Here is a 1328-nt window from a genome sequence, read left to right as displayed (position 1 = left end):
CTCGGCGGGCTTCGCCTCCGCGTCTTCGCGGGCGCCTTCGCGGCAGCCTTCGTGGCGGACTTCTTCTGCCGCCGCAGGGGCCTTCGCGGGGGCCTTGCCGGCGCCTTCTTCTCGCGGCGGCGGCGGGTCTTCTTCGCGGGCTTCGTAGCCATGCTTTCGCTCCATCCTCATCGAGGAAATGAAAGTCAAGGCGTGCGATTAGACTATGTCAAGCGGCTTTTTATTGATTTGCCTTAAGAATTGGGGATTGGAGGCCTCTCATGGGCGGTTTTCACGAGGTTCTCTTCCCGATCGACGTCGCGCTGGGCGCTTCGGGCGGTCCGGAGCGCGTCACGGAGGTGGTCACGACCGCATCCGGACGCGAGGAGCGCAACACGCGGCAGGCTGATTCGCGGCGCCGCTGGGACGCCGGATTCGGGGTCCGCACGCTCGCCGCGCTGAGCCAGGTGGTGGCCTTCTTCGAGGAGCGGCGCGGGCGCCTCTACGGCTTCCGCTGGCGCGACCGGCTCGACCATTCCTCCGGTCTTCCGGGCGCCGCGCCGCGCCCGCTCGACCAGCTCATCGGCATCGGCGACGGCGCTTGCCGCGACTTCCCGCTGGTGAAGACCTACGGCCTCCTCCACGCGCCCTATAAGCGGCCCATCGCAAAGCCCGTGGCAGGCAGCGTCCGGGTCGCGGTGGACGGCATCGAGGTGGCGCCGGACGCCTTCTCCGTGGCGGCGTCGAGCGGCCTTGTCTCCTTCGCGGAATCGGTGGTTCCGGGCGATGGTGCCGCCGTCACCGCGGGCTTCCTGTTCGACGTGCCGGTGCGCTTCGACACCGACTTCCTCGAAGTGAACCTGTCCGCCTTCTCGGCCGGCGACATCCCGCGCATTCCCGTCATCGAGATCCGGCCGTGAGGGCGCCATGAGAGAGCTTCCCGACGCGCTCGCCGCGCGCCTCGCCGCGGGCGTGACCACGCTGTGCCACGCCGTCCGCCTCACCTGCCGCGATGGCTGGGTTCTGGGCCTCACCGACCACGACCGCGACCTCATGGTGGACGGCACTCTGATGCGCGCAGCCTCCGGCATGCGCATCAGCGAGAGCGCGCTCGCGCAGGGCCTCGCCGTCACCGGCGCCGAGCTGTCCGGCGCGCTCTCGTCCGATGCGCTCGACGCGGACGACCTCGCCGCCGGCCGCTATGACGGCGCCCAGGTGGACCTGCTGCTGGTGGACTGGTCCGCGCCCGAACTCTTCGTCCTCCTGCGCCGCGGCACCATCGGCGAGGTGCGCAGCGCCGACGGGGTGTTCACCGCCGAGGTGCGCGCCCGCGCCGACGGCGCTCGGCG

The 1328-nt window shown here is 70.6% G+C and carries 3 protein-coding genes; 2 read left to right on the top strand and 1 reads right to left on the bottom strand.

Going from position 1 to position 1328, the window contains the following annotated elements; all coding sequences use genetic code 11:
* On the bottom strand, positions 1-189 hold a 189-nt coding region (locus AC2W7M_RS25635; protein WP_486135931.1), incomplete at its 3' end, for a hypothetical protein.
* A gap of 71 nt (positions 190-260) precedes the next feature.
* Between AC2W7M_RS25635 and AC2W7M_RS25630 the strand changes: the two genes are divergently transcribed.
* Positions 261-899 carry a phage distal tail protein, Rcc01695 family gene (locus AC2W7M_RS25630; protein ID WP_486135929.1) on the top strand — a complete coding sequence of 213 codons (639 nt, stop codon included), beginning with the start codon at positions 261-263 and terminating at the stop codon, positions 897-899.
* Positions 900-906: 7 nt separating this feature from the next.
* On the top strand, positions 907-1328 hold a 422-nt coding region (locus AC2W7M_RS25625), incomplete at its 3' end, for a DUF2163 domain-containing protein (protein WP_486135927.1).

This window comes from Xanthobacter sp. BG11Y11_SDJG (assembly GCF_057364445.1).
Note: the sequence above shows the minus strand (reverse complement) of the source record. Positions and strands in the feature narration are given on the sequence as shown.